The sequence below is a fragment of the Rhizobium acaciae genome (genome assembly GCF_025941625.1).
GTDB classification, from domain to species: Bacteria; Pseudomonadota; Alphaproteobacteria; order Rhizobiales; family Rhizobiaceae; genus Rhizobium; species Rhizobium acaciae.
Map to the genome: position 1 here is coordinate 49,087 of NZ_JAPCZO010000011.1, position 25,750 is coordinate 74,836.

Sequence of the window (25,750 nt, forward strand, 5' to 3'; positions counted from 1 at the left end):
AATAACCGCTGGATGCGGCGAAACTTCCCTTCCGGGCCGACACGGATACGGCGCCCGGTGGGACCGGCGTGCGCCGCATTGGCAGCGCACGCCCTATCAAGTGCTTACTCGGCCGCGTCGGGCAGCTGAGCTGCCTGCGCCTCATCAAGCTTGGTGTTCTCGAGCTCGACGCTGAGGCCCAGTGAGCGCATTTCCTTGACGAGAACGTTGAAGCTTTCCGGAATACCGGCTTCAAACGTGTCGTCTCCGCGGACGATGGCTTCGTAGACCTTGGTGCGGCCGGCGACGTCGTCCGACTTCACCGTCAGCATTTCCTGCAGCGTGTAGGCCGCGCCGTATGCTTCGAGCGCCCAGACTTCCATTTCGCCGAAGCGCTGGCCGCCGAACTGCGCCTTGCCGCCCAGCGGCTGCTGGGTCACGAGCGAGTAAGGACCGATCGAACGAGCATGGATCTTGTCGTCGACCAGGTGGTTGAGCTTCAGCATGTAGATGTAGCCCACCGTCACCTGACGGTCGAACTGCTCACCGGTACGGCCGTCATAGAGCGTCGACTGACCGCTATCCTTGAGACCTGCCAGACGCAGCATGTCGTTGACGTCGGCTTCGTTTGCGCCGTCGAAAACAGGCGTCGCAATCGAAACGCCACGCTTCCACTGGTCGGCGAGACGCAGAACAGAGTCGTCGTCGAACTCATGGACCTGTTCGGCCTTGGGGCCGTCTCCGACGACATCGCCGATGGTCTTGCGCAGCGGCTCAATGTTGCCATTGGCCTTGTATGCGTCGATCAGTTCGCCGATCTGGCGACCCATGCCGGCGCAAGCCCAACCCAGATGCGTTTCCAGGATCTGGCCGACGTTCATGCGCGAAGGCACGCCGAGCGGGTTCAGAACGACGTCGACATGCGTGCCGTCTTCGAGGAACGGCATGTCCTCCACCGGCACAATGCGCGAGACGACGCCCTTGTTCCCGTGACGGCCGGCCATCTTGTCGCCCGGCTGGATCTTGCGCTTTACGGCGACGAAGACCTTGACCATCTTCATGACGCCAGGAGGCATTTCATCGCCGCGCTGGACCTTTTCGACCTTGTCCATGAAGCGCTGTTCCAGGCGCGACTTGGATTCGTCGTACTGACCGCGGAGTGCTTCGAGCTCGCTCTGGACCTTTTCGTCTTCGACCGCGAACATCCACCACTGCGAACGGGGATATTCGGAGACGACGGCGTTCGAAAGCTCGGCTCCCTTCTTGAAGCCCTTCGGGCCGGCAATGGAGGCCTGGCCGCGTAGCATCTCGATCAGACGGCCGTAGACGTTACGGTCGAGGATCGCCTGCTCGTCGTCACGGTCCTTTGCCAGACGCTCGATCTCTTCACGCTCGATCGCCATCGCACGTTCGTCCTTTTCAACGCCGTGGCGGTTGAAGACGCGGACTTCGACGATGGTGCCGTAGGTGCCGGGCGGCATGCGCATGGATGTGTCGCGCACGTCGGAGGCCTTTTCGCCGAAGATGGCGCGCAGAAGCTTTTCTTCCGGCGTCATCGGGCTTTCGCCCTTCGGTGTGATCTTGCCGACGAGGATATCGCCTGGCTGAACTTCGGCGCCGATATAGACGATGCCGGCTTCGTCGAGGTTCTTCAGTGCTTCTTCCGAAACGTTCGGAATATCGCGGGTGATTTCCTCAGGACCAAGCTTGGTGTCGCGCGCCATCACTTCGAATTCCTCGATGTGGATGGAGGTGAACACGTCGTCGGCAACGATACGCTCGGAGAGCAGGATCGAGTCTTCGTAGTTGTAGCCGTTCCAGGGCATGAACGCGACGAGCGCGTTGCGGCCGAGCGCCAGGTCGCCGAGATCGGTCGACGGGCCGTCGGCGAGGATGTCGCCGCGGTTGACCTCGTCACCAACGGTCACCAGCGGACGCTGGTTGACGCAGGTGTTCTGGTTCGAACGCTGGAACTTCTGCAGGCGGTAGATATCGACGCCGGATTTGCCGGCTTCGAGGTCTTCCGTGGCGCGGATAACGATACGCGTCGCGTCGACCTGGTCGACCACGCCGCCGCGGCGGGCGCCGATGGCAGCACCAGAGTCACGGGCAACGACCGGCTCCATGCCGGTACCGACAAACGGGGCTTCGGCACGCAGCAGCGGCACTGCCTGACGCTGCATGTTCGAGCCCATGAGCGCGCGGTTGGCGTCGTCGTTTTCCAGGAACGGGATGAGCGCGGCTGCGACCGAAACGACCTGCTTCGGCGAGACGTCCATCAGGTTCATGCTGTCGCGCGGGGCGAGCATGACTTCGCCGGCATGACGGCAGACGACGAATTCGTCGACGAAGGAACCGTCAGCGTTCATCTCGGCATTGGCCTGGGCGACGTAATACTTCGCCTCTTCCATGGCGGAGAGGTAGAGCACGTCGCTCGTCACCTTGCCGTCGACGATACGGCGGTACGGGCTTTCGATGAAGCCGTACTTGTTGACGCGGGCAAAGGTCGCAAGCGAGTTGATGAGACCGATGTTCGGGCCTTCCGGCGTTTCGATCGGGCAAATGCGGCCATAGTGGGTCGGATGCACGTCGCGGACTTCGAAGCCGGCGCGCTCACGGGTCAAACCGCCCGGCCCAAGAGCCGAAAGACGGCGCTTGTGGGTGATTTCCGAGAGCGGGTTGACCTGGTCCATGAACTGCGAGAGCTGCGAGGAACCGAAGAATTCGCGCACGGCAGCGGCGGCCGGCTTGGCATTGATCAGATCCTGCGGCATGACCGTGTCGATCTCGATCGAGGACATGCGTTCCTTGATCGCGCGCTCCATGCGCAGCAGGCCGAGACGGTACTGGTTTTCCATCAGCTCGCCGACCGAACGGACGCGACGGTTGCCGAGGTTGTCGATGTCGTCGATCTCGCCCTTGCCGTCGCGCAGTTCGACCAGCATCCTGACCACGGCCAGGATGTCGTCCTTGCGCAGGATGCGGACGGTGTCTTCGACGGTCAGGTCGAGGCGCATGTTCATCTTGACGCGGCCGACGGCGGAGAGATCGTAACGCTCCGCATCGAAGAACAGCGAGTTGAACATGGCTTCGGCCGATTCCATGGTCGGCGGCTCACCCGGACGCATGACGCGGTAGATGTCGAACAGAGCGTCCTGACGGTTCTCGTTCTTGTCGGCTGTCAGCGTGTTGCGGATATAGGCGCCGACATTGATGTGGTCGATGCCGAGAACCGGGATCTCGTCGAAGCCGTTCGCCAGGATGATGCCAAGCGTCTTCTCGTCGATTTCGTCGCCGGCTTCGAGGTAAATCTCACCCGTCGAGTAGTTGACGATGTCGCCGGCAAGGTAGTTGCCGTAAAGATCGTCGTCGGCGGCCTTGAGGGCCTTCAGACCCTTGTCGGATAGCGTGCGCAGCAGGCGCGGGGTCAGCTTCTTGCCGGCTTCCACGACGACTTCGCCGGTATCGGCGTCGACCATCTCGGTGATCGCCTTGGCACCTTTCAGCGTTTCCGGCTTGAAGGGAATGCGCCAGCCTTCGCCGTCGCGCTTGTAGAGCGACTTCGTGTAGAAGGTGTCGAGGATTTCTTCGCCGTCCATGCCGAGCGCCATCAGCAGCGACGTCACTGGGATCTTGCGGCGGCGGTCGATACGGGCGTAGACGATGTCCTTGGCGTCGAATTCGATATCGAGCCAGGAACCGCGATAGGGGATGACGCGCGCTGCAAAGAGCAGCTTGCCGGAAGAATGGCTCTTGCCCTTGTCGTGGTCGAAGAAGACGCCCGGCGAACGGTGCATCTGGGAAACGATGACGCGCTCGGTGCCGTTGACGATGAACGTGCCGTTGTTGGTCATGAGCGGCATGTCGCCCATGTAAACGGACTGTTCCTTGATGTCCTTGATCGACTTCGCGCCAGTATCCTCGTCGATATCGAACACGATGAGGCGCAACGTCACTTTCAGCGGCGCTGCATAGGTCAGGTCGCGCTGACGGCATTCATCAACGTCGAACTTCGGCGGTTCGAACTCGTAGGACACGAATTCCAGCATGGATGCGCCGGAGAAATCGGTGATTGGGAAAACCGACTTGAAGACGGCCTGAAGACCCTCGTCGGGTCGGCCGCCCTTCGGCTCTTCAACCATCAGAAACTGGTCGTAGGACGCCTTCTGAACCTCGATGAGGTTCGGCATTTCTGCGACTTCGGGGATCTTACCAAAAAACTTGCGTACGCGCCTGCGACCGTTGAACGAAAGGGTCTGAGCCATCGTCGCTCCTTCAAAATCTTGCACCCGGGCCTGCAACGGACGGGAACCGATGGCCAGTCGATCCCGTCAATCAATGAGTAGTTCAATCTCGTCCGACCCCAGAAAACGCTCAGCTCGGATTGCTGTGCTGCCCTCGGTGCGAGACCATCCTTTTGAAGAACCCATTACCCAAAAGCCGTTTTGACGCGGCTTTTGGGTAATTCGTTCAGAAAAACGGCAAATGGGAGGCAGTGAAGATACTGCCTCCCAAAAGCAGTTCAAGATTACTTGACGTCGGCCTTGGCGCCAGCGTCTTCAAGCTTCTTCTTGATGTCAGCGGCTTCAGCCTTGTTGACGCCTTCCTTGACAGCCTTCGGAGCGGCTTCAACGAGATCCTTGGCTTCCTTGAGGCCGAGACCAGTGATGGCGCGGACTTCCTTGATGACGTTGATCTTGTTGGCACCAGCTTCGACGAGGATGACGTCGAATTCGGTCTTTTCTTCTTCAACGACAGCAGCAGCAGCACCGCCGGCAGCGGCAGCAACAGCTACCGGAGCAGCAGCGGAAACGCCCCACTTTTCTTCGAGAAGCTTCGACAGTTCTGCAGCTTCCAGAACGGTCAGCGAGGAGAGGTCGTCAACGATCTTTGCGAGATCAGCCATTTTACTAGTTCCTTTTGTTCGGTTCGAACCGGTTGATTATAAACAGCGAAAAACCGCCTTACGCGGCTTCGTCCTTCTTGGCGTAGGCCGCAAACACGCGGGCAAGCTGGCTTGCCGGTGCTGCAACAACCCCAGCGATGCGGGTAGCCGGTGTCTGGATCATGCCCAGCAGCTTCGCACGCAGCTCATCGAGCGAAGGCAGGGTCGCAAGCGACTTGACTGCATCGGCGTTGAGCGTGGTTGTTCCCATGGCGCCGCCCAGAACAATGATCTTGTCATTGGTCTTGGCGAAATCCATGACGACCTTCGGAGCGGTGATCGGATCGGTGCTGTATGCAATCAGCGTCTGACCCTTGAAGAGATTGGACATCCCTTCCGCTTCCGTACCCTGAAGGGCAATCTTGGCCAGGCGGTTCTTCGCGACTTTGACGGTACCGCCAGCTGCGCGCATCTTCGAACGAAAATCGTTCATCTGCGCGACTGTGGCACCAGCATAGTGGGCCACGACAACTGAGCCCGAAGCCTTGAAGACTTCGTTCAGTTCCGTGACGAATTCGCGTTTTTCCGCTCTTTCCACTGCCTATCTCCAGTTGGCGGGACCGAAAATGGGCCCGCCGGTTGCCTTTTGCCTCCTGGGATCATGCGAGATCCCAAGCGACGCTTGAGGATCCTGTCCCCCCGCGCTCTCGCGCCAATCAAGGCTAAAGAGGCACAAGGCATCCAAGGCTCGAACCGAGTTCCTAGAAGCGAACTTCTTGCAATTCGGGTCTTACCCGTCTCATGCAGGCACAGTGATTAAGGGAAAACCACCTGCAATCTCGGACAGGATTCCGGATTTCTCCGGAATATTCCGGCCCCTTGCGAGGCCGGAAATTCAGTCGCCGGACTTAAAGCCCGACCATAAACTTACGCAGCCGGAGCACCGGTGACCGAGCCGGGCTCGATCTTGACGCCCGGACCCATGGTCGAGGAAATCGCCACGCGCTTGACGTAGTTGCCCTTGGCGCCAGCCGGCTTCGCCTTGATGACGGCGTCAGCAAAGGCGCGGATGTTTTCTTCCAGAGCCTTGGCGTCAAACGAGGCCTTGCCGATACCGGCATGGACGATGCCAGCCTTCTCGACGCGGAACTCGACAGCGCCGCCCTTGGAAGCCTTGACGGCTCCGGCGACATCCATGGTGACGGTGCCGACCTTCGGGTTCGGCATCATGCCGCGGGGGCCGAGAACCTTACCGAGACGGCCGACGAGCGGCATCATGTCGGGGGTGGCGATGCAGCGATCGAATTCGATCTTGCCGCCCTGGACGATTTCGACGAGGTCTTCGGCGCCGACGATATCGGCACCGGCGGCCTTGGCTTCATCAGCCTTGGCGCCACGAGCGAAGACGGCGACGCGAACCGTGCGGCCCGTGCCGTTCGGCAGGTTGACGACGCCGCGAACCATCTGGTCCGCATGGCGCGGGTCGACGCCGAGGTTCATCGAGACTTCGATGGTTTCGTCGAACTTGGCGACAGCCCGTTCCTTGACCATGCCGATGGCCAGGGTCAGAGCGTAGAGCTTGGTGGGATCAACACCTTCGTTGATCTTCTGCGTGCGCTTACCAGCCATGATCTTAACCCACCACTTCCAGGCCCATGGCGCGGGCAGAGCCCTCGATCATCGCCATTGCACCTTCGATATCCGCTGCGTTCAGATCCTTCATCTTGGCTTCTGCGATCGACTTGATCTGAGCCTTGGTGAGGGAGCCGGCCTTGGCGCCCTTGCCGGGCGTCTTGGAACCGGACGTGATCTTCGCTTCCTTCTTCAGCCAGTAGCTGACCGGCGGCTGCTTCATCGCGAAGGTGAAGGACTTGTCCTGGTAATAGGTGATGACGACCGGAATCGGCATGCCCTTTTCCATTTCCTGCGTGGCGGCATTAAACGCCTTGCAGAATTCCATGATGTTAATGCCACGCTGACCAAGCGCCGGACCAATCGGCGGGGACGGGTTTGCCGATCCTGCCTTGACCTGAAGCTTGAGCTGGCCTGCAACTTTCTTAGCCATATCTCTCTGCCTTTCATGAACGGCCGGTCGCCCGGCCCGTGATGCCGGATCTCTCCGGCGGCTGCGGTTGCGTGGTGCGGATCCTTAGGGTCCGGCTAAGACCCCTCACCTTCCACGCGGGTGCGGACAACGTCCGCAGGAAACAGGCCACAAGGGCCAGCCTCCAGTTTCTGCAATCAGACCTTCTCGACCTGAGCGTATTCCAGCTCGACCGGCGTTGCGCGGCCGAAGATCGACACTTCCACCTTCAGGCGCGAACGTTCTTCGTCCACATCCTGAACCGTGCCGTTGAACGACGCGAACGGGCCGTCGGAAACGCGGACCTGCTCGCCGATCTCGAAGGTAATGGAGGCCTTCGGCCGCTCGACACCTTCCTGGACCTGACCGAGTATGCGCTCGGCTTCATAATCCGGAATCGGAACGGGCTTATTGTCGGAGCCGAGGAAACCTGTGACCTTCGGCGTATTCTTGATCAGGTGGTAGGCTTCGTCCGTCAGATTGGCACGAACCATGACATAGCCCGGGAAAAACTTGCGCTCGGAATCGACCTTGCGGCCGCGACGCACTTCCACCACCTTTTCAGTCGGCACGAGGATCTTCTCGAACAGGTGCTCAAGCCCCTTCTGGCGAGCCTTGTTCTCGATGTCTTCAGCCACCTTCTTTTCAAAATTGGAATATGCGTGGACGATGTACCAACGTGCCGCCATTTTCATTTCCACCCGTATCAGTTGCCGGTATTCAGCACGAAGCTCAGAGCCCAGCCGATCAGCTGGTCAGCGGCAAAGAAAAACAGCGCGGCGAAAACCACCATCACCAGCACCATGACCGTCGAGATCATGGTCTCGCGGCGCGACGGCCATGTAACTTTGGACGTCTCGGAGCGAACCTGCTGCAGAAACGCAAACGGATTGGATTTGGATGCCATCGACTGCCCACGCAATTACGGCGCGTAAAGCTGAAACTATCAGCCCCACGCACCGCGTGTCTGTTGAACCCTAAATAAACACCGATTTCCGAATACACAAGGGGGAAACCGAAGTTTAACGAAATTACTTACCACCAATCAATCCCCGACCGGAAATGCCGCGAGCATGTCCGCGCTGTCCCGCATCCAGGAAAATGGCAGGGGCAGTAGGGCTCGAACCTACGACCTGCGGTTTTGGAGACCGCCGCTCTACCAACTGAGCTATACCCCTTCATACCGATCATTCAGCGCCAGGGCCAAGACCCGCAAATCGCTGCTGAAAAGCATGGCGCTCCCTTTAAGACGACGGCACGGGATTGGCAAGCACGATTTTCGATTTTCAAAGCCATTCTCCTGATATGCGAGCGATCGGCCTTTCAATCGCGGAACGACGGTCCGTTCAGACCTTCACATATTTCCGCCAATCGTGTTCTTCCTTAAAACCCAGCACCTCGCGGATCTTGCGGTTGGAGAGCAGGCCCTCATACTCGCCGATCTCGTGGGTGAAGGGCACGTTCGGAAAGAATCGCTTCGCAAGCTCTTTCGATGGCGTATTGGCAGAGACGGTGTCGTTGGCAGCGTTGAAGACCTGGTAGCCGAGACCGTCCTTCTCGATGCAGAGATGGCATATCTGCCCGAGGTCGCGGGCATCGATATAGCTCCAGGCGATACGCTTGCGCATCTCGGGATGGGCGAAATAGGTCGGAAACTTGTCGTACTCGTCAGGCTCGATGACGTTGCCGATGCGCAGCGCATAGATGTCGAAGCCCGAACGTTCGGCAAAGGCGCGCGCCGTCTTTTCGTTGACCACCTTGGAAAGGCCGTAGGAATCCATCGGATTGACGTCGTAGTCCTCCTCCAGCGGGAACTGGTGGAAATCGCGATGGCCTTCGGCAAAGCAGACGCCGTAGGTCGTCTCGCTCGATGCGACGATGATCTTCCGGATGCCGAGCTTCACTGCCGCCTCGATGACATTATAGGTGCCCATCGTGTTGATGCGGAAGGTTTCGTTATCGGGCTTGATCAGGATGCGCGGGATGGCGGCGAAATGCACGACGGCGTCGAAGGGCTGTACGCCCCTGCCCGCGTCGAGATCGGGAAAATCGCGATGCATCGAAAGCGCGTTGAAGACCTGACCGCTATCGGTGATGTCGGCGATGAGATTGGTGACGCCGGGGCTATCCAGCGGCACGAGATCGAGGTTGTGAACCTCGTAGCCGGCATTGACGAGCCACGGCACCGCATGGCGACCTGCCTTGCCCGAACCGCCGGTGAATAGAATACGTCTCTTCATGGAATATCCTCCGCGTCATGAAATCGGAGGCATAGATAGACGCTTCCGCGCGAAGAGCAAGCGAGCGTCATGCAAGGGTTCACCCCCGCGTCGCCAGGAGCATCCTATCCGGGAGCACCTGGCCGATCATTTCCGATCATCGCAGAACCCTGCGATGTTCGGCAAAGGTCGTCACTTGACGACACTTACCTCGCCAATCTGCACGACGGCAGACTGAACAACTTCTTGCGGAATTGCAGCGATGAAAAACATCGTGAAAACATACATCGCGAATATCGTCGCAGCGAATGTGGCCTTTGGAATCATCCGGGCTCTCCTCTTTGCAAGGAGGAGTCTGGACTACAATGGTCCAATCACAAACCGGTTTCTGAACGTGAGATGAACAAAATACTGTGACAGGCCAATTTAACGATATTTTTACAACACCTGTTAAACCTACAGGAAGTCATGAAAATGAAAAACCCCGCTGTTTCCAGCGGGGTCTTCATAATTGCGGATAACTCGAAAGTTACTCGACGATCGACGCGACGATGCCGGCGCCGACGGTGCGGCCACCTTCGCGGATCGCGAAGCGCAGCTTTTCTTCCATCGCGATCGGAACAATCAGCTCGACCGATACCGTGACGTTGTCGCCCGGCATCACCATCTCCGTACCTTCCGGCAGCGTCACAATGCCCGTCACGTCGGTCGTGCGGAAGTAGAACTGCGGACGGTAGTTGGTGAAGAACGGCGTATGACGACCACCCTCTTCCTTCGTCAGGATGTAGGCTTCTGCCATGAACTTCTTGTGCGGCTTGACCGAACCCGGCTTGCACAGGATCTGGCCACGCTCAACGCCGTCACGGGTGACGCCGCGGATCAGCGCGCCGATGTTGTCGCCAGCCTGGCCCTGATCGAGCAGCTTGCGGAACATTTCAACGCCGGTCACCGTCGTCTTCGTCGTCGGGCGGATGCCGACGATCTCGACTTCTTCGCCAACCTTGACAATGCCACGCTCGACGCGGCCGGTCACAACCGTGCCGCGGCCAGAGATCGAGAACACGTCTTCGATCGGCAGCAGGAATGGCAGGTTGATCGGACGCTCAGGCGTCGGGATGTAGGAGTCAACAGCGGCCATCAGTTCGCGGATCGCGTCTTCGCCGATCTTCTTGTCCGAATCTTCAAGAGCAGCAAGCGCCGAACCCTTGATGATCGGGATATCGTCGCCCGGGAAGTCGTAGGACGACAGCAGTTCGCGCACTTCGAGCTCGACCAGTTCGAGAAGCTCGGCGTCGTCAACTTGGTCGACCTTGTTCAGGAACACCACGATCGCCGGAACGCCGACCTGGCGAGCCAGCAGGATGTGTTCGCGCGTCTGCGGCATCGGGCCGTCAGCAGCCGAGCACACCAGGATCGCGCCGTCCATCTGGGCAGCACCGGTGATCATGTTCTTGACGTAGTCGGCGTGGCCGGGGCAGTCGACGTGGGCGTAGTGGCGGGCCGGCGTCTCGTATTCAACGTGAGCCGTCGAAATCGTGATGCCACGCGCCTTTTCTTCCGGAGCCGCGTCGATCTGGTCGTACGCCTTGTACTCACCGAAGTACTTCGTGATCGCTGCCGTCAGAGACGTCTTGCCGTGGTCAACGTGGCCAATCGTGCCAATGTTGACGTGCGGCTTGTTGCGCTCAAACTTACTCTTTCCCATTTGAATGCTTCCTGTGAACGAAAATGGTGGCCCCGGCGAACCGGTTTAGTGCCGCCGTTTAAGGCTTTCGGCGACATTGCGCAAGACTTAATTGCAGACGCCATTCTTGGCCTGACAGCGCATATGGGAGACAATTCGCCGCCTGCAAGGCGATTCGCCGAAGCCCTCTCGAAAATCGCTGAAATCTCAGAGAAAATCGCATGGGCCGCCAGAAACGCGCCATAGACGTTCGGCGTCGAGCGCCCTTCCCCTGCCCGTCGACAGCTTCTCCGCCAGCGCCGGAAACATCTCGGGACAACCGCGGCAGCGGTCGCATGAAGTGGCTTAACGGAAACTGGAGCGGGTAGCGGGAATCGAACCCGCGTATTCAGCTTGGAAGGCTGCTGCTCTACCATTGAGCTATACCCGCGCGGGTGGTCCGATCCGATGACGAATGGTGGAGAGAGTTGGATTTGAACCAACGTAGGCTGAGCCAACGGATTTACAGTCCGTCCCCTTTAACCACTCGGGCATCTCTCCAGTTTCGTCCGGATCGCAAGACCAAGTTCGTCAGACTTCGAAGCGTTGCCGCCCGTCGTCTGCGCCGCGTATATGACCGGAGCATTTCAGTCTGTCAACACGATGACAACGGAAAAAACACGAAAAATTTCATTCACCACCGAAAGCCTGCATATGAAAGAAAGCCTATGCGGCAGCGAGCGCCATGGCTATAAAGCTGCATGAGCAAAGACAACAAATCCGGCGGCAAGACCGCGACAGACCCATCCGCCAAGGATACGCATTACGCCACTCTGCGGCGCGCCCACCGCGACGGCAAGCGCGAACGCGGGGAGATTCCAACACCTCAGCCGCAGAAGCGAAAGCGCGGCGGCGAAGACTGGAAGCCGCCGGCGCTTGCGCCCGACCAGGTGCATCTCTATGGCCTGCATACGGTGCGTGCAGCCCTCGACAATCCCGAGCGCAAGAAGATCAAGCTTTTCGTGACTCAGAATGCACTGGCGCGCCTTGAAGTCGACGTCGAAGCGCTCGGCATTCCCTTCGAGATCGTCTCGCCGCAGGAGATCGACAAGGTGCTCGGCCCCGAGGCGATCCATCAGGGCGTCATGCTGGAAACACGACCGCTTCCGGTCCGCCGGCTCGAAGCGCTGAAGGAAAGCCCTCTCCTGCTCGTCCTCGATCAGGTGACCGATCCGCACAATGTCGGCGCAATCATGCGCTCGGCCGTCGCCTTCAATGCGGGTGCGGTCATCACCACCCAGAGACATAGCCCGACCGAATCGGGCGTGCTCGCCAAGTCCGCCTCCGGCGCGCTGGAACTGATACCTTATATACAGGTGACCAATCTCGCCGATGCGCTCGGTGAATTGCACAAGCTCGGCTTCTCCACCATCGGCCTCGATTCGGAAGGGCCGGCGCCACTCGAAGGCACCTTCTCGGGCCAGAAGGTGGCGCTCGTGCTCGGCTCCGAGGGCAAGGGACTTCGACAGAAGACGCGGGAAACCGTCAACGCACTTGCCCGTCTCGACATGCCGGGCTCGATCAAATCGCTCAACGTCTCGAATGCAGCGGCAATCGCGCTTTATGCGGCGCGGCTCCACTTGAAGGCATAGGCTGACCCGCAGCAAGGGCAGCCGGTCGATCCGTCCATCGGCCTGCGCGCCGTATCGCCTGCATAGGCCACTTCGACGGGATAGACGATCATCCGTGACATACAGCGCCGCGCGTTTATTCAGACGCGCAGTCGATTCGGATTTAAGGAATTATGCAGGAGTTCGATCCGGCACGACAAATGGAAACGGACACGGACAACGCTCGTGCAACGCCCGACCGATGCCGGAAAAATCCACTTTTGCCTTGGAATGACGCCCTGGAGCACTATGATCGGGCGATGACCGGTTGTTGCGATCGGCTCAGAAGCAAGAAGGAACGATTCCTATCATGGCCATTCGACCGCTGATTTTCGGTATCCTCTTCATCGCGGTCTTCGTCGTGATTATCATCAGCATCATTTGGGTGGACACGTCGCACCCCATCCGCCAGCCCGATCCTCTGTCGCCGACGGCGCCCGGCCCCGCGACGCCGGGCCAGGTGCAATAGTACTGGCAGGAACGCGGACGGCGATCATGCGTTAATCCCGGAATCGAACGAGGATTGAACGCTTATGCGCATAATGATCGCCGTCGTCGCCTTCATGGTCGCCTCTGTGCTTAGCATCGCAATGATGTCGCCCTCCGGCGCCGAACAGACCGGCAATGGCGACAGGATCGAGGCGAGCGTCAACGAACCCGTAACTCATTAGAACAGGATGATTTTAGGCCGGCTCGGCCTAAAATCTGAATCCTGTTCTAAAATTAAATAGTTGGAGCAAGATGTCGTCCGAAAACCGATCACACTTTTCGGCATCATGCTCTAAAGTAACGGCCCGGATGATCCGGGCCGTTATCGTCAGCTGCGGTAGAGCCAGAACGGCATGCCGCGATCGCGATGGCGCCAGTCGCGGCGTTCCTGCCAACGCTCGGCACGCCACCGCCGCCCGTGACGGCGATCATCGCGCCAGTCGGATCGGCGCCAATCGCGCCCATCGCGCCAGCCACGGTCGTCACGGTCGCGATCACGTCGCCAGCCATCACGAATTTGAACGATATCGCCCTGGGTCGACACCGCCGGCCGCTCGGCCGGCATGGCGGCCGCCGGTGCGACGGACGCGAAAGCCGCACCGACGGAAATGGTTGCGGCGAGAAAGAGATGTGCGAGCTTCATGGCTGTTTCCTCATTGATGATGAGGCGAAGATAAGCGGGCGCGGCTGAATTGGCGGTGAAGCAGCCCTTCACGCGCGGTTCATCAAGCGATACGTGCTATCTGAAAAGATCTGCTGGCGCGATTGAGCGCAACAGCGTCGAACCCAGACTATGGGCTAGCATACGGTATCGCGCGGAAAAGAATGGTGCCCCCGGCAAGGTTCGAACTCGCGACCCCCTGATTACAAATCAGGTGCTCTACCAACTGAGCTACAAGGGCAATAATTGCCCAACTAACAGATTCTGTGATTCTGTAAAGGGAAAATCCGCGTCTGCGTGGACTGGTCGGCTGCGGCTCAAAACGCTTCGCGATAGAAAACGTCCTTGTCGCACAAGGCCTTTATCCTTTAGCTAGGGCAGCATCATAAAGGGCATTGCATGGGCCGTTCATTTCAGACGCTTTCCTTTCTCGCCTCACCAACGACGGAGGCGCTTGCCGCGCGCGAGGAGTTGATTGGCATCTATGGTGACGTACCGGCCGAGGAAGCCGACGTCATCGTCGCGCTCGGCGGCGACGGTTTCATGCTGCAGACGCTGCACAACACCATGAACTCCGGCAAGCTGGTTTACGGCATGAATCGCGGCTCGGTCGGCTTCCTGATGAACGATTATCGTACCGACCGGCTTCAGGAGCGCATCTGCGTCGCCGTCGAAAATGTCTTCCGGCCATTGCAGATGACGACCGCCAACGCCGATGGCACCAACTCGACGGCGCTCGCCATCAACGAGGTCTATCTTTTTCGCCAGTCCTATCAAGCCGCGAATCTGAGGGTCATGGTGGACGGGCGCGTCCGCCTGGAGGAACTGATCTGCGACGGGCTGATGGTCGCGACACCTGCCGGATCGACGGCTTATAATCTTTCCGCCCATGGCCCGATCCTGCCGCTCGAGGCGCCGCTGCTCGCCATGACGCCGGTCAGCGCTTTCAGGCCGCGGCGCTGGAGGGGCGCACTGCTGCCGAACAAGGTGACCGTCGATATCGATATTCTCGAGCCGGAGAAGCGGCCGGTGAACGCAGTGGCCGACAATACCGAGGTCAAGTCGGTGCTGCATATCCGCATCGCCCAGTCGGAGCATGTGACGGCGCGCATTCTTTCTGATCCCGACCGCTCCTGGTCCGACCGTATTCTCGCCGAGCAGTTCAAGGATTGAGACGATGGCAATGCGACGGATATTGATGACCAGCCTCCTGCTTGCGGGATGGAGCATCACAGCGGAGGCCGCGCCGGCGCAGGATACCCTCCTGCCGGCATCGGTGATTTTCGCGACCAGCACCGGCTACTGGGAGGACGACGGCAACGCACCTGATGTCGAGCGGGCGCCGACGGGCGCCGAGCGCGTTGCCAACTCCGAAGAAAAGGGGACGCAGCGCCACGGCTACTACAAGCTCTTTGCCGTGCGCCAGCCGGACAGAACCTCGAAGGTCTATCTGCAGCAGATTGCTCAGACCGAGACCGGCCCGGCGATCGCCTCGACCATCGAGGTGCAAGAGTTCAGTGACCTGAAGCCTTACGTGACCGATATCCGCCCCGAGAATTCGAACGGCATCATCAAGCAGCCGGGGCTCTTCGCCACGGTCTACCTGAAGACCGACCCTGCCGCGGAGCCGGATGGCTGGACCGTGCTGATCGACGAATTCGGCGACATCACCGTCGAGAAGGCGACGAATTGAACGGCTTGGACGTGTTCAAAGGGCATTCAAGAGATGAAACTGGGCTTTCGCGACGGCGTCCTCTACGACGAGAACAGGTCGAACTGGGACGCCGCCGGCCCCAGACCCATCAACTGGTCCCTTTGGTACCCCGCCGCCGATGACGCGCAAAGCGACGTCCCGGAGAGAAGCTGGTTCCAGAAGGCGGCCGTCGCCCGCGATGCACCTATCCGGCCGGAGGCCAGGCCCTATCCCCTTGTGCTGTTGTCGCATGGCACCGGCGGATCAGCGGCCGGACTGGAGTGGCTGGCGCGACGCCTGGTCGATCGCGGATTTGCAGCGCTCGGCGTCAGCCACCACGGCAATACCGGCATCGAGCCCTATCGCGCTGAAGGCTTTGCCTGCCTTTGGGAGCGGGCGCCGGATCTAAGCTACATGCTCGACCATTGCGATGCGTGGCTCAGCGATCTCTCAGGCCATATCGATACGAACAGTGTCTTCGCAGCCGGATTTTCGGCCGGAGCCTATAGTGTGATGCTGCTGCTTGGGGCAGTCGCCCAGTTCTCGCAGTTCGAACTATCGAGGATGAAGCCGGGTGGCGCGCGCGGGCCAAGGGAGTTTCCCGACCTTGCCGATCATATCCCGGCATTGCTGCGCACCAGCGATGTGTTTCGCGATTCATGGTCCCGGATGTCGAACTCCTACCGAGACGACAGAATCAAGGCCGCACTCATCTGCGCGCCGGGCCGGTCCGTTCTCGGTTTCAGCGAGGAAAGCCTGAAAGCTGTCGATGCGCCTGCCCTTATCCTGGTCGGTGACGCCGACAGGGCGGCACCGGCGGAAGAATGTTCGTCGTGGCTGCATGGGCGGCTCCGGCGCAGCGCCCTTAAAATCTTCAGCGGCGGCCTTGGACATTATGTCTTCGTGCCAGAGGGCACGGCGCTCGGCCTTGCCTTTGCGGCAGAACTCTTTACCGATCCCCCGGGCATCGAGCGCGCAGCCGTTCATGAAGAGATTGCCGATCTGGCGGCTGCGCTGTTTCAAGACAGCGGCATCATCGCGGAAAAGGCGACGAATTGAGGATGCCCCCGGGGAACGAAGACGCATTTGCTCCGCGCAGATGACCCTGCATGCAAATTCTGTCACCGATCCTGTTCTCTCACAGTGTCGACGGCGAAGGTTTCCTTCATCGCGCGCAGGATGATGACTGCAGAGGCCGCGCCTGGATCGATGTGTCCGAGCGACCTCTCGCCGAGCCGGGCGGCCCTGCCCCGAGTGGCAACCATGGAACGGGTCGAATTCGCGCCGGTTTCGGCGGCCTCCAGTATGCTGGTCCACATTTCGAGGCTCCCGGCCGCCCGCGCCTGTGCAGTGACGGCGGCTTCGGTCGCGGGAATCCAGGCATCGAGCATCGTCTTGTCGCCGCGCTGGCCCTTTCCACGCTCCCTGATGCCGGCCGTCATCGCCTCGACGATCGCCGCCTGATCGGCAGTTGAAAGGTGTTCGTCCTCTTTCAGGACCTGGGCGGCCCTGCGAAATGCCGTAGCGTAAAGCGGTCCCGTGGAGGCTCCGACGGCATTCAGAAAGGCTGTTGCCGCCGACGTGAACACCTCTGATGGAAGCATGTGGTCGAGGTCGAGTTTCGCGAGTTCCCCGTTCACCGCCGTGAAGCCGAGCACCATGGTGATTCCATGATCGGCGTCGCCGATGGCCCCGTCCAGATCCGAGAGACGGTCCTTCTCCGCTGCGATCGCAACGGAGATGCGATGAAACATCCTGCTAAGGTGGCGCGCCGCGCTTTCCGACATCATGATCCTCCCAGTTCGAGCAGGATGCGGCCCGTGTCAGCCGGGCGCATCTCTTATACCTTCAGTTCGCGACCCGCAGGAACGCGGTATCGCAAGGATGATGCAACAACTCCGTCAATTCCTGATCGAGGTGCAAGATCGATATGGATGCACCGACCATGTCGAGCGATGTGCAATAGTGTCCCACCCAATTCGCCTCTATCGCGATGCCTTTCGCACTCAGCCGCTGCTCGACACGCCGGAAGAGAATATAGAGTTCCATCAGCGGCGTTGCGCCGAAGGAATTGACCAATACTGCGACGCGGTCGCCCGATGCCGGCTTCATTTCCGCGAATATGCGATCCATCACCCGATCGGTGATTTCATCGGCGGTCATCATCTTTTCGCGAATGACACCGGGTTCACCATGGATACCCATGCCGATCTCAATGTCGTCGGGGCCAATTTCAAAGTTGTGGCGACGGGTCTGGGGAAGCGAACACGGTTCCAATGCAACGCCCATCGTAAATGTCCGTGCATTGGCCTTGCGCGTCGCCGTTTCGCAGGCGACGAGCGACAGACCACGGTCGCAGGCTGCTCCGGCGACCTTGAAGATGAAGAAGTTGCCGGCGACGCCGCGCCGGCCCTCCCTGTCTTCCAGCGGCGATGAGGCAATGTCGTCCGTCGTCACGACCGTGCGGACCGCGATGTTCTCCTCCGCCGCCATCTCGGCTGCCATCTCGAAATTCATGACGTCGCCGGCATAGTTGCCGTAGACGAAAAGCACACCCTCTCCGCCGGACGCCGCCCTGGTACATTGAAGGATCGGGCCGGGAGGCGGCGACGAGAAGATATTGCCGACAGCAACGGCATCGGCAAGCCCCTTCCCGACATAGCCGAAGAACGCAGGCTCGTGTCCCGTGCCGCCGCCGATCACAAGACCGACCTTGCCAGCGCGCGGTCCCGTCCGGGCGACGAGCGCGCGGCGAGAACTGTCGACCGGCTCGAGATAGGCAGCGTGCGCCTTCACTGCGCCATAGAGCATTTCCTCGACGACCTCGTCGGGATTGTTCAGAAATTTCTTGATGTGAGTACGGAAACCGGTCGCTGGCGGCGACGCGCCAGTTTCGACCTTCGGGCGCTGCAAAAGCTTCTGGTCGACCTCGGTCACGCCGTCCGCATGGAGGATGCCACGGCCCGTCGCGGCATCGGTGATCAGCACGTTGACATAGCCGCCACGAAGGGCTGCAAGGATTGCCGGCACCTTGTCGAAACCGCCGGCGACAGCGATACGCAGACCGATCTTCTTCAGCATGTCGAGCGATATTCCGATCGTGCGGTCGTCAAGCGGCCCTGCGACCGGGCGTCCCTGCCCGTCGATAAAACGTCCGGCGACGATGCCTGCGGCATCCTTCGCCAGATATTGCTGCAACGATACCGACTCGAAGAATCCGCTGGTATGGATGGTCGAATTCGGGCGCATGGAGGCGATACCGAAAATCACCTTGTTGGCGCGTGAAAGCGCCTCGAACTGAGTTTCGATCAATGGCTCACGCAACAGGATATTGCGGACTTCAGGAGCGGATACGATCGCCGGAGCTGCGATATTGATCAGCCGCGCGTCCACGGCATCGGCAAAGGCCGCTGCGCAAAGTTCGGGTGTATAGGCGAATGTCGCACTGGTTCCGCCGGTTGCCTGAACCACGGTGACGTCCTGCAGCCCGCTTATCGAAGTCTGCTCACCGACCGCCATGACGGTGCGGCCCCAGACGACGGCCAGCTTATCACCGGATTTCAAAAGCCTCTGCAGCGCCTGAGCGCCTGCGCGCCCAAGACGGTCGATGAGCGGGCGGCTATTGTCGTCGCTCGGAACGACGAGACAGTCCTGCAGACCGAAATGCCGTTTCAACTCCTGAGCAATCATCAGCGAACTCAGGCGCGACGGCTCGATGGAGATATTGACGATACCGCGGGCGCGCGCATCGGCGAGATAACTGTTCACCGTTGCCCGCGAAATCCCCATGGTATCGGCAATGTCGCCCTGCGTCATGCCGTCCTCATAATAGAGCCAGCAGGCCCAGACATAGGGATCATCGCCAAACCGCAGCGGGATGGGTTCCGACGCATCGTCAGCGCTGTTTCGCACGCTACCGTTCTTCCGCGCTGATGATGTCTTGACGGTCATGCTTCCTGGTTTCCCTGCGATGTTCAAATCGCCCGCGAAGATGAGCGTAAAGTCTCCGGTTTTCAACATTCTCCGCACAATGATTTCCGGCCGCCAACGCAACCGGAAAGGTAATGCTCGGGAGGACAGCAAAGCCCGCTGTTTTCATGCGGATGGCCGAAGCCTTGCCTCGACGCCAAGCGCGAGCGACTGGAGGATCAGCGCGCAGGAAGTGGCGCCGGCATCCAGAACGCCAAGCGAACGGTCGCCGAGCCTGCTTGCCCGGCCGATCCTGGCCACCAGATCGCGGGTGCTGTCCCGGCCGGCCTCCGCGGCCGAAACGAGGATATTCAGCGATTCCGCAAACGACTTTCCGTCGCTATTGGCCCGATCGAACGCCTCTATGGCGGGCACGAGCGTATCGAGAAGGGTCTTGTCGCCGACTTTCGCGGATCCGATCGCCTGAATACCTTCAAGACCGTTGTGCAGCATTGCGCTGAACATCCCCGCATCGATCTGCGCGGCCTTTTCGATCGTTTCCGCGAACTGAATGAACATGACGCCATAGAGCGGTCCCATGGACCCGCCGATTTCCGTCATCAGCACCGTGCCGAGCGTGTCGAGAGCTTCGGCGAGCGACATGTCTGCGCCCTTGATCCGTTCGGCGGCCATGCCAAATCCTTTGGCCATGTTAACCCCGTGATCGCCATCGCCGATCTTGCCGTCGATCTCGCTGAGATAAGCGCGGTTCTCGATGATCCGATCCGCGAGCGAGAAAACGATGTCACCCGAGGAAGCGTTGTCAAATTGCTGCATTCGCTTGGTCTCCCATCAAGGCATTGCCGGGCAGTGGACATCGACGTCGAGTAGCGTCTTCAACTCGTCGTCAAGCGCCATGACGGTCAGCGTCGCACCGACCATTTCCAGCGAGGTGAAGTAATTTCCGATATAGGTCTTGTAGATCTTCAGTCCGCGCCCGGTAATCTCGGTTTCGATCGTGTCGTGAAGGATATAAAGCTCGTTCAAAGGTGTCGCCCCGAGGCCGGAGACGATGACGGCCACTTCGGTCCCGGACGCCAGTCCGTGGTCATCCAGAACGATCCTGGCCATTTCGCGTGCGACCTCGGCGGCAGGCTTCAGCGGCTCGACCCGGACCCCCGGCTCGCCGTGATGGCCAATGCCGACCTCCATCGTGCCCGGCGCAATCTGGAAGTTGGGATGCCCGACGGCGGGCAGCGTGCAGGGACCGAGGCCGATGCCGATGGAACGGCAATTGTCGATCGCCCTTTGCGCTGTCGCCTGCACTTCCTCGAGGCTCGCCCCTTGCTCAGCTTTGGCGCCCGCGCATTTCCACATGAATATCTCGCCGGCGACGCCACGTCGCTTCTCGCGCTCGTCCGGTCCGGCCGAACATACATCGTCATTGGCGACGACGGTCGCGATCGTGATGCCTTCCTTGGCGGCGAGTTTGATCGCCATTTTCACATTCATGTTGTCACCGGCATAATTGCCGTAGAGGCAGACGACGCCGTTGCCGCCATTGGCTTCGCGCGCGGCATCGAGAAAACTCTTGGCCGTCGGCGACGAAAACAGCTCACCCACCGCGACGGCATCCAGCATGTTGCGTCCGGTATAGCCGATAAAGGCGGGCTCATGGCCGGAGCCGCCACCGGTGATGACGCCGACCTTGCCCGCGAGGGGCGCATGGCGCGCAACGATGACGCGCGGATTGCCGTTGCCGAGCCTGACCATATCCGAATGCGCCTTGACGAAGCCCTTGACCGTATCCTCGACGACCTCGTCCGGATTGTTGATAAACCGCTGCATGGTTTCTCCTGTTTTCCGCGTGTCAGACAATGGTATAGCCGCCATCGACCAGAAGATCGGCGCCGTTAATCATCTCGGCGCCGCTCGATGCCAGAAACACCGCCGCCGCAGCGATCTCCTCGGGATAGGCGAAGCGTCCCGTCGGGATGCGCTTCTTCAGCTCCTCTCCGCGCGGGTTATCCCAGGCCTTTCTTCCGAGCTCGGTCAGAACCACCGTCGGCGAGATCGTATTGACGGTTATGCCGTGTTTCCCCCACTCGGCGGCGAGCGTCTTGGAAAGGCCGATGACGCCGAATTTGGAGGCGCAATAAGCCACGTGCTGATCGATGGCGACCGTGCCGGCCTGCGAGGCGATATTGATGATCCTGCCGCCCCTGCCGGCCTTGAGCATGACCCGGCCGACAGCCTGAGAGACGAGGAACGTTCCCTTGAGATTGATGTCGATGGTTCTGTCCCAGGCCTCCAGGGTGAGATCCTCGGCGGGGGCGAGCATGGCGACACCGGCGCTGTTGACGACGATGTCGATATGGGCGAAGGCCGCTTGCGCCGCAGCGATGGCGGCTTCCACCGATTGCGGGTTGGAAACGTCGCAGACGAAGGATTTCGCGCCATTTCCAAGGGCGTCGGCCTTGGATTTCGCGACTGTTTCATTGATGTCGATCACGCCGACGACCGCACCCTTGGCGGCAAATGCCGATGCGATGGCATCGCCGATGCCGGAGGCGCCGCCCGTTACCAGGGCGACCTTGCCGCCCAGCGAAAAATTCAGATCAATCTGTTTTGAATCGGTCATGGATCTTTTCCCGGCCTGTCTGAGAAATGGGGCGGGCGAACCCGCCCCACGGAATGGATTATTTACGTGTCGCGAGCAGCTTGTCGACGTTGTCGGCGGTCACCGGCGTCCACGGCACATTGTAGTTCTTGTCCTTGCCGTCGTTCCACGGCATGTCCTTGTAGGTCGCCCAGATATCGGACTGCGGCTTGTAGTCGCCCTTCCGAGCGTGGAAGATGGCAAGGTCGAGAGCGCCCTGAGCCTGTGCACGTGCGTCCTGCAGGATCGACGTCATCTCGCCGGCCTTGACGGCGCGCAGAGCGTCGGTGATGCCGTCGATGCCCGCGATCGCAAAGCTCTTCTCGTCAAGCCCCGCAGCCTTGATCGCCTCGATGGCGCCGAGCGCCATCTCGTCGTTCTGGCCGATTACGCCGTTGATCTGTTTCGGGTGCGCGGTCAACCAGTTCTCCATCAGCGTCTGCGCTTCGGCACGTGACCAGTTCGCCGTCTGGTCTTCGAGGACCTTCACGTCAGGGCATTCGGCAAGCGCCTTCTTATTGCCTTCCAGGCGCGAGATCTGTGCGGACTGACCGACCGGGCCTTCGAGGATGACGACATTGCCCTTGCAGCCGAGCTTGTCGAGGACGGTCTTGGCTTCCATGTAGCCCGAGATTGTATCGTCGGAACCGACATAGGAGGTCAGCAGGTCGGAGTTGACGCGGGTGTTCGAACCGATCACCGGAATACCGGCATCCACCGCCGACTGTACGGCTGCTGCGCCTGCATCGACGTCGATCGGTGCAAAGATGATCGCATTGTATTTCTGCGTGACCATCGTCTTGAACTGGTCCTGCTGAACCAGCGCGTCATAGCGACCGTCGAAAACAGTCAACTCGACCTCGCCGCTCTTGACGGCCGGATGCTCCTGCATCGCTGCCGCCCAGATCTGCATGAACTCGGCATTGAGGCCGTAAGGGGCTGCCCCGATCTTGATCTTTTCCTGGGCCACGGCCGACGAGGCCAGCAAGGCAGTTGCCGAAGCAAGCGCAATCATAAGCTTTCTCATTTCAATCTCCTCCACTTTAAGTTTTAGCGGCCGGCATGGCTCGCCACTGCAACGGGCCGGCAGGGGCCGGCACGGTTTCCGATGGGGCTCAGGCCCCGAAAGTTCGCTTCTGGTCGAGCATCACGGCGCCGACGATCAGGGCACCTTTCAACACCTGCTGGTAGTAGGATTGGATCCCCATCAGATCGAGGCCGTTGTTCATGACGCCGATGATGAGCGCACCGATCAGTGTGCCCGTCACCCGGCCGACACCGCCCGACAGACTTGTGCCGCCGATGACGACCGCCGCAATCGCGTCCAGCTCATAGGCAATGCCCGCCTGCGGCAAGGCCGATCCCGTACGGGCGCTGAGCAGCATGCCGGCAAGACCGGCAAGACCGCCGGAAATGACATAGACAGTGAAACGGATGCGGCCGATGTCGATACCGGAAGTCTTCGCCGCATGCGGATTGCCTCCGACGGCATAGATGTAGCGGCCGAAGCGCGTCCGGCTGAGGATCCACCACGAAGCCGCGAAAACGACGGCGAGAATGATGACGGGGGCCGGAATGCCGAAGATGTCGCCGGTGCCGATCCACCGGAAGGCCGGCGTTAGCGCCGGAACCGGGCGACCACCGCCATAGATCAGCGTCAAGCCGCGCGCGGCCGAAAGCATGCCAAGGGTGGCGACGAAGGCCGGAACGGAAAATCGCGAGACGATCGCCCCCGATATCGCGCCGCAGGCAACGCCGACCAGAATGCCGACCGCAAGTCCGATGGCCACCGGATAGGGCGCACCGGCGATCGCCGCCGTGGCAGAGGTCGTCGAGAAGCTGGCGCTGACAATGCCGGCGAGCGCCACGACGGAACCGACCGAAAGATCGATGCCGCGGGTCAGGATCACGAAAGTCATGCCGATGGCAAGCACGCCGTTGATCGAAGTCTGCAGTAGCACATTGGAAATATTGCCGCCGGTCAGGAAGAACTCGTTCGAGAACGAAAGGACCACCACGAGAAGCAGAAAAGCGAGAAAGATACCGTATTCCTGAATCAACAGCCGCCGCCGATCCGAACTGAACCAGCCGCCGGCATTGCTATCGTCGCTCTCTGACACTCTTGCTTGCTCCTCTGGCGCCGTACGGATGACCTGATTCTGATCAGGTCGATAGGTGGACGAGTGATTGGGCATCCGTTTCCTCCCGGCTGTAAATTCCCGCGCTCCTGCCGGCGCGCATCACCATGATACGGTCCGACATGCCCAGAACTTCGTCGATCTCCGATGAGATCATCACGACCGTTCCGCCGGCCGCGGCAAAGTCACAGATGATGCGGTAGATTTCGCGCTTGGCGCCGACGTCGACGCCGCGTGTCGGCTCATCGAGGAGCAGCACCTTCGGATTGCGCAGAAACCATTTTCCGAGCACCACCTTCTGTTGATTGCCGCCTGACAGGCCCGAGACCGGCATGGTGTCACGGGCGGCCTTGATCTGAAATTGCGCCTGTATCCAGCGGCTGGCCTCGGCCTCGCGACGGCGGCTCATGGCAAAGGAAGGGCTCATCTCCGGTAAGCTTGCCATACAGATGTTGGCACGAACGGAGTCGGAGAGATTGAGGCCCGTGAGTTTGCGATCCTCCGTCACCAGCGCCAGGCCACTTGCCATCGCATCCGCCGGCTTCGACACCGAGATGCGGACACCGTCGACGACGATCCTGCCGTCGGAGGATTTTTCGAGGCCAAAAAGGCAATTGAAGATCTCGGTTCGCCCCGAGCCCATCAGCCCATAGATGCCGAAGATCTCGCCCTTGCGGGCGGAGAAAGAAATGTCCTCGATCTTGTTCGGGCAACTCAGCGCCGTAACCTCGAGGCCGGTTTCGGATGTCGGCGTATTGGTCTTGACATATTCCTCGGCCAGTTCCCGGCCAACGATCATCCGGATGAGATCAGGACGGCTGATCTGCTTGAGGTCTCCGCTGCCGACATAGGCGCCGTCGCGAAACACGGTATAGGAATCGGCGATCTGGAAGATTTCCGAAAGCCGGTGCGAGACATAGACGATGCCGCGTCCCTGCCCCTTCAGGCGCCGGATGGCCGCGAAGAGCTGCTGAGCCTCTTTCTCACCGATTGCCGAGGTTGGCTCATCCATGAAGATGACCTCGGCATCGTGGCTTAGCGCCTTGGCGATCTCGACGAGCTGCATCTGCGCAACGGAGAGGTTCATCATGTATTGGGTGGCACGGATATCGAATTCGAGATCGTCGAGAAGCCCTTGGGCGGAGCGGTTCATCGTCCGGAAATCGATACCGCCGAAACGCGTCGAGGGCTCGCGGCCGAGATAGATGTTTTCCGCCACTGTCATGTGCGGAACGGGACTTAGCTCCTGCTCGATGATGGCAATGCCGGAGGCGAGCGCGTCGGCGGGACCGGCAAAGTCCACGTCCTTGCCACGACGGCGGATCGAGCCGGCATCGCGATTGTGGATACCCATGAGGATTTTGAGAAAGGTCGACTTGCCTGCGCCGTTACCGCCACAAAGTGCGTGGACCGAGCCGGCGCGAAGCTCGAAGCGGCCGTCGCGCAATGCCGCGACACCACCAAAGGACTTCTTCAGCCCTTCCACATCCAACAAAAGCTCCACCCTCTTCTCCTCCACGCATGCACCGGCAGCCGTTGGCGGGAGCCGATCGACATCGGCGATCTCCAGCCCCGATATCGATGGTGACATTATTCGACATTGACTCGACAAATGTCAAGCCTGTGTCGAACGTGTAAATGCGAGGGCTGCTCAGCGGACCTTCCGCCGAAAACGTCAAGGCGATCGATCGCCTCGATGAGG

The 25,750-nt window shown here is 60.2% G+C and carries 25 protein-coding genes and 4 tRNA genes; 6 read left to right on the forward strand and 23 right to left on the reverse strand.

From position 1 onward, the window contains the following. Positions 1 to 104: 104 nt before the first annotated feature. The 13 genes from rpoB to OLZ32_RS18405 all read right to left on the reverse strand — a co-directional run bounded on the left by rpoB (position 105) and on the right by OLZ32_RS18405 (position 11,390). The gene (rpoB, locus tag OLZ32_RS18345) at positions 105 to 4,244 is read right to left on the reverse strand and encodes a DNA-directed RNA polymerase subunit beta (protein WP_012757017.1); all 4,140 of its coding nucleotides are present in this window, start codon (positions 4,242 to 4,244) and stop codon (positions 105 to 107) included. Between the two features lie 263 nt (positions 4,245 to 4,507). After that, on the reverse strand, positions 4,508 to 4,885 hold the full coding sequence (rplL, locus tag OLZ32_RS18350; protein WP_003547523.1) for a 50S ribosomal protein L7/L12: 378 nt from the start codon (positions 4,883 to 4,885) through the stop codon (positions 4,508 to 4,510). A gap of 58 nt (positions 4,886 to 4,943) precedes the next feature. Then, positions 4,944 to 5,462, reverse strand: coding sequence for a 50S ribosomal protein L10 (gene rplJ / locus OLZ32_RS18355; protein ID WP_003547522.1), 519 nt, complete (start codon positions 5,460 to 5,462; stop codon positions 4,944 to 4,946). Positions 5,463 to 5,791: 329 nt separating this feature from the next. Further along, on the reverse strand, positions 5,792 to 6,493 hold the full coding sequence (gene rplA, locus OLZ32_RS18360) for a 50S ribosomal protein L1 (RefSeq protein WP_003547520.1): 702 nt from the start codon (positions 6,491 to 6,493) through the stop codon (positions 5,792 to 5,794). Between the two features lie 4 nt (positions 6,494 to 6,497). Next, entirely contained in the window at positions 6,498 to 6,929 is a 432-nt protein-coding gene (gene rplK / locus OLZ32_RS18365; protein WP_003547518.1) for a 50S ribosomal protein L11, read from the reverse strand. A 176-nt stretch (positions 6,930 to 7,105) separates the two neighbouring features. Continuing rightward, the gene (nusG, locus tag OLZ32_RS18370) at positions 7,106 to 7,636 is read right to left on the reverse strand and encodes a transcription termination/antitermination protein NusG (RefSeq protein ID WP_003547516.1); all 531 of its coding nucleotides are present in this window, start codon (positions 7,634 to 7,636) and stop codon (positions 7,106 to 7,108) included. A gap of 17 nt (positions 7,637 to 7,653) precedes the next feature. Then, positions 7,654 to 7,854: a preprotein translocase subunit SecE gene (secE, locus tag OLZ32_RS18375; RefSeq protein WP_003547514.1), complete on the reverse strand. Its 201-nt coding sequence runs from the start codon at positions 7,852 to 7,854 to the stop codon at positions 7,654 to 7,656. A 195-nt stretch (positions 7,855 to 8,049) separates the two neighbouring features. Beyond that, positions 8,050 to 8,125 (reverse strand) — tRNA-Trp (locus tag OLZ32_RS18380). A 168-nt stretch (positions 8,126 to 8,293) separates the two neighbouring features. Then, positions 8,294 to 9,187 carry an NAD-dependent epimerase/dehydratase family protein gene (locus tag OLZ32_RS18385; protein WP_003547512.1) on the reverse strand — a complete coding sequence of 298 codons (894 nt, stop codon included), beginning with the start codon at positions 9,185 to 9,187 and terminating at the stop codon, positions 8,294 to 8,296. 171 nt (positions 9,188 to 9,358) lie between these two features. Next, positions 9,359 to 9,493: a hypothetical protein gene (locus OLZ32_RS18390; RefSeq protein ID WP_003547509.1), complete on the reverse strand. Its 135-nt coding sequence runs from the start codon at positions 9,491 to 9,493 to the stop codon at positions 9,359 to 9,361. Between the two features lie 202 nt (positions 9,494 to 9,695). After that, positions 9,696 to 10,871, reverse strand: coding sequence for an elongation factor Tu (tuf, locus tag OLZ32_RS18395; protein ID WP_003547507.1), 1,176 nt, complete (start codon positions 10,869 to 10,871; stop codon positions 9,696 to 9,698). Positions 10,872 to 11,206: 335 nt separating this feature from the next. Further along, positions 11,207 to 11,280 (reverse strand) — tRNA-Gly (locus OLZ32_RS18400). Between the two features lie 25 nt (positions 11,281 to 11,305). Further along, positions 11,306 to 11,390: transfer RNA gene (locus OLZ32_RS18405), tRNA-Tyr, on the reverse strand. A gap of 200 nt (positions 11,391 to 11,590) precedes the next feature. Here OLZ32_RS18405 and rlmB point away from each other — a divergent pair. From rlmB to OLZ32_RS18420, 3 genes are all read left to right on the forward strand, one after another. Then, entirely contained in the window at positions 11,591 to 12,481 is an 891-nt protein-coding gene (gene rlmB / locus OLZ32_RS18410) for a 23S rRNA (guanosine(2251)-2'-O)-methyltransferase RlmB (RefSeq protein ID WP_264398346.1), read from the forward strand. 328 nt (positions 12,482 to 12,809) lie between these two features. Beyond that, positions 12,810 to 12,968: a hypothetical protein gene (locus tag OLZ32_RS18415; RefSeq protein WP_003547503.1), complete on the forward strand. Its 159-nt coding sequence runs from the start codon at positions 12,810 to 12,812 to the stop codon at positions 12,966 to 12,968. Between the two features lie 64 nt (positions 12,969 to 13,032). Next, positions 13,033 to 13,170, forward strand: a complete 138-nt coding sequence (locus OLZ32_RS18420; protein WP_264398345.1) for a hypothetical protein — start codon at positions 13,033 to 13,035, stop codon at positions 13,168 to 13,170. 146 nt (positions 13,171 to 13,316) lie between these two features. Here OLZ32_RS18420 and OLZ32_RS18425 read toward each other — a convergent pair whose 3' ends face one another. Together OLZ32_RS18425 and OLZ32_RS18430 are read right to left on the reverse strand one after the other, a co-directional pair. Beyond that, entirely contained in the window at positions 13,317 to 13,703 is a 387-nt protein-coding gene (locus tag OLZ32_RS18425) for a hypothetical protein (protein WP_017991057.1), read from the reverse strand. Positions 13,704 to 13,814: 111 nt separating this feature from the next. Then, positions 13,815 to 13,890, reverse strand: a tRNA-Thr gene (locus OLZ32_RS18430). A 158-nt stretch (positions 13,891 to 14,048) separates the two neighbouring features. Here OLZ32_RS18430 and OLZ32_RS18435 point away from each other — a divergent pair. From OLZ32_RS18435 to OLZ32_RS18445, 3 genes are read left to right on the forward strand one after another with little or no spacing between them, the layout of a single operon-like run. Then, positions 14,049 to 14,822: an NAD kinase gene (locus tag OLZ32_RS18435; RefSeq protein ID WP_003547497.1), complete on the forward strand. Its 774-nt coding sequence runs from the start codon at positions 14,049 to 14,051 to the stop codon at positions 14,820 to 14,822. A gap of 4 nt (positions 14,823 to 14,826) precedes the next feature. Beyond that, positions 14,827 to 15,342, forward strand: coding sequence for a hypothetical protein (locus OLZ32_RS18440; RefSeq protein ID WP_017991056.1), 516 nt, complete (start codon positions 14,827 to 14,829; stop codon positions 15,340 to 15,342). A gap of 33 nt (positions 15,343 to 15,375) precedes the next feature. Continuing rightward, positions 15,376 to 16,401: an alpha/beta hydrolase family protein gene (locus OLZ32_RS18445; protein WP_264421958.1), complete on the forward strand. Its 1,026-nt coding sequence runs from the start codon at positions 15,376 to 15,378 to the stop codon at positions 16,399 to 16,401. A 62-nt stretch (positions 16,402 to 16,463) separates the two neighbouring features. Here the strand turns inward: OLZ32_RS18445 and dhaL (OLZ32_RS18450) are convergent, their stop codons facing one another. The 8 genes from dhaL (OLZ32_RS18450) to OLZ32_RS18485 form a co-directional block, all read right to left on the reverse strand. Then, positions 16,464 to 17,129 (reverse strand): dihydroxyacetone kinase subunit DhaL, encoded by a 666-nt coding sequence (gene dhaL / locus OLZ32_RS18450; RefSeq protein ID WP_026160198.1) that lies wholly within the window; start codon positions 17,127 to 17,129, stop codon positions 16,464 to 16,466. 61 nt (positions 17,130 to 17,190) lie between these two features. Continuing rightward, entirely contained in the window at positions 17,191 to 19,293 is a 2,103-nt protein-coding gene (locus tag OLZ32_RS18455; protein WP_264421962.1) for a bifunctional sugar-binding transcriptional regulator/dihydroxyacetone kinase subunit DhaK, read from the reverse strand. Between the two features lie 144 nt (positions 19,294 to 19,437). Beyond that, the gene (gene dhaL / locus OLZ32_RS18460) at positions 19,438 to 20,088 is read right to left on the reverse strand and encodes a dihydroxyacetone kinase subunit DhaL (protein WP_003547487.1); all 651 of its coding nucleotides are present in this window, start codon (positions 20,086 to 20,088) and stop codon (positions 19,438 to 19,440) included. A gap of 15 nt (positions 20,089 to 20,103) precedes the next feature. Continuing rightward, positions 20,104 to 21,099: a dihydroxyacetone kinase subunit DhaK gene (locus tag OLZ32_RS18465; RefSeq protein ID WP_003547485.1), complete on the reverse strand. Its 996-nt coding sequence runs from the start codon at positions 21,097 to 21,099 to the stop codon at positions 20,104 to 20,106. Between the two features lie 22 nt (positions 21,100 to 21,121). Continuing rightward, positions 21,122 to 21,892 (reverse strand): SDR family oxidoreductase, encoded by a 771-nt coding sequence (locus OLZ32_RS18470; protein ID WP_264398342.1) that lies wholly within the window; start codon positions 21,890 to 21,892, stop codon positions 21,122 to 21,124. Between the two features lie 58 nt (positions 21,893 to 21,950). Next, a complete protein-coding gene (locus OLZ32_RS18475) occupies positions 21,951 to 22,937 on the reverse strand; it encodes a substrate-binding domain-containing protein (protein WP_003547482.1) in 987 nt (328 codons plus the stop codon). Positions 22,938 to 23,025: 88 nt separating this feature from the next. Continuing rightward, complete coding sequence (locus tag OLZ32_RS18480) at positions 23,026 to 24,030, reverse strand: ABC transporter permease (protein WP_264421964.1); 1,005 nt, start codon at positions 24,028 to 24,030, stop codon at positions 23,026 to 23,028. Between the two features lie 43 nt (positions 24,031 to 24,073). Next, a complete protein-coding gene (locus OLZ32_RS18485; protein ID WP_032987767.1) occupies positions 24,074 to 25,552 on the reverse strand; it encodes a sugar ABC transporter ATP-binding protein in 1,479 nt (492 codons plus the stop codon). Between the last annotated feature and the right edge of the window lie 198 nt (positions 25,553 to 25,750).

Coding starts and splice junctions, on each gene's coding strand:
- OLZ32_RS18415 (WP_003547503.1), top strand. CDS start 12,810: ATGGCCATTCGACCGCTGATTTTCGGTATCCTCTTCATCGCGGTCTTC.
- secE (WP_003547514.1), bottom strand. CDS start 7,854: ATGGCATCCAAATCCAATCCGTTTGCGTTTCTGCAGCAGGTTCGCTCC.
- OLZ32_RS18470 (WP_264398342.1), bottom strand. CDS start 21,892: ATGACCGATTCAAAACAGATTGATCTGAATTTTTCGCTGGGCGGCAAG.
- OLZ32_RS18385 (WP_003547512.1), bottom strand. CDS start 9,187: ATGAAGAGACGTATTCTATTCACCGGCGGTTCGGGCAAGGCAGGTCGC.
- dhaL (WP_026160198.1), bottom strand. CDS start 17,129: ATGTCGGAAAGCGCGGCGCGCCACCTTAGCAGGATGTTTCATCGCATC.
- rplK (WP_003547518.1), bottom strand. CDS start 6,929: ATGGCTAAGAAAGTTGCAGGCCAGCTCAAGCTTCAGGTCAAGGCAGGA.
- OLZ32_RS18435 (WP_003547497.1), top strand. CDS start 14,049: ATGGGCCGTTCATTTCAGACGCTTTCCTTTCTCGCCTCACCAACGACG.
- rplA (WP_003547520.1), bottom strand. CDS start 6,493: ATGGCTGGTAAGCGCACGCAGAAGATCAACGAAGGTGTTGATCCCACC.
- tuf (WP_003547507.1), bottom strand. CDS start 10,871: ATGGGAAAGAGTAAGTTTGAGCGCAACAAGCCGCACGTCAACATTGGC.
- OLZ32_RS18465 (WP_003547485.1), bottom strand. CDS start 21,099: ATGCAGCGGTTTATCAACAATCCGGACGAGGTCGTCGAGGATACGGTC.
- dhaL (WP_003547487.1), bottom strand. CDS start 20,088: ATGCAGCAATTTGACAACGCTTCCTCGGGTGACATCGTTTTCTCGCTC.
- rlmB (WP_264398346.1), top strand. CDS start 11,591: ATGAGCAAAGACAACAAATCCGGCGGCAAGACCGCGACAGACCCATCC.
- nusG (WP_003547516.1), bottom strand. CDS start 7,636: ATGGCGGCACGTTGGTACATCGTCCACGCATATTCCAATTTTGAAAAG.
- rplL (WP_003547523.1), bottom strand. CDS start 4,885: ATGGCTGATCTCGCAAAGATCGTTGACGACCTCTCCTCGCTGACCGTT.
- OLZ32_RS18445 (WP_264421958.1), top strand. CDS start 15,376: ATGAAACTGGGCTTTCGCGACGGCGTCCTCTACGACGAGAACAGGTCG.
- OLZ32_RS18455 (WP_264421962.1), bottom strand. CDS start 19,293: ATGACCGTCAAGACATCATCAGCGCGGAAGAACGGTAGCGTGCGAAAC.
- OLZ32_RS18390 (WP_003547509.1), bottom strand. CDS start 9,493: ATGATTCCAAAGGCCACATTCGCTGCGACGATATTCGCGATGTATGTT.
- OLZ32_RS18420 (WP_264398345.1), top strand. CDS start 13,033: ATGCGCATAATGATCGCCGTCGTCGCCTTCATGGTCGCCTCTGTGCTT.
- rpoB (WP_012757017.1), bottom strand. CDS start 4,244: ATGGCTCAGACCCTTTCGTTCAACGGTCGCAGGCGCGTACGCAAGTTT.
- OLZ32_RS18475 (WP_003547482.1), bottom strand. CDS start 22,937: ATGAGAAAGCTTATGATTGCGCTTGCTTCGGCAACTGCCTTGCTGGCC.
- OLZ32_RS18440 (WP_017991056.1), top strand. CDS start 14,827: ATGGCAATGCGACGGATATTGATGACCAGCCTCCTGCTTGCGGGATGG.